Origin of the sequence: Buttiauxella sp. A111, from assembly GCF_014189855.1 — a bacterium.
Classification (GTDB): domain Bacteria; phylum Pseudomonadota; class Gammaproteobacteria; order Enterobacterales; family Enterobacteriaceae; genus Buttiauxella; species Buttiauxella selenatireducens.
On sequence record NZ_BJFN01000026.1, the window covers coordinates 1 to 714 of the forward strand.

Here is a 714-nt window from a genome sequence, read left to right on the forward strand (position 1 = left end):
ACCACTTTGTGATTCATGACTGGGGTGAAGTCGTAACAAGGTAACCGTAGGGGAACCTGCGGTTGGATCACCTCCTTACCTAAAAGATACAAACCCGCGTAGTGCTCACACAGATTGTCTGATGAAAAATAAGCAGTAAAAAATCTCTGCAGGCTTGTAGCTCAGGTGGTTAGAGCGCACCCCTGATAAGGGTGAGGTCGGTGGTTCAAGTCCACTCAGGCCTACCAAATTTATCCTGATACTGCGTTGTGAAACGACTCGCATACTACAGTATGCTTCGCCCATCCACGCCTTGTCTCAGTATAAATTACCGGTAATGAGATTTAGCATTTGTGATGGGGTTATAGCTCAGCTGGGAGAGCGCCTGCCTTGCACGCAGGAGGTCTGCGGTTCGATCCCGCATAGCTCCACCATCCTTTTACTGCGAAAACTAAGAAAACTTCAGAGTGTACCTGAAAAGGTTCACTGCGAAGTTTTGCTCTTTAAAAATCTGGAACAAGCTGAAAATTGAAACGACACACTGTGTCTGTTCTCCGTAATAAGAACAGATAAGCGGTGTGTTCGAGTCTCTCAAATTTTCACGACCCCGATTGTGTCTTACGAGACATCTTCGGGTTGTGAGGTTAAGCGACTAAGCGTACACGGTGGATGCCCTGGCAGTCAGAGGCGATGAAGGACGTGCTAATCTGCGATAAGCGTCGGTAAGGTGATATG

General features: G+C 47.5%; 2 tRNA genes and 2 rRNA genes. All 4 read left to right on the forward strand.

Features of this window, described 5'->3' with window-relative positions:
* Positions 1-78: ribosomal RNA gene (locus BSPA111_RS22405) — 16S ribosomal RNA — on the forward strand; the annotation flags it as partial.
* A gap of 72 nt (positions 79-150) precedes the next feature.
* Positions 151-227: transfer RNA gene (locus BSPA111_RS22410), tRNA-Ile, on the forward strand.
* Positions 228-337: 110 nt separating this feature from the next.
* Positions 338-413, forward strand: a tRNA-Ala gene (locus BSPA111_RS22415).
* Positions 414-621: 208 nt separating this feature from the next.
* A 23S ribosomal RNA gene (locus tag BSPA111_RS22420) occupies positions 622-714 on the forward strand; the annotation flags it as partial.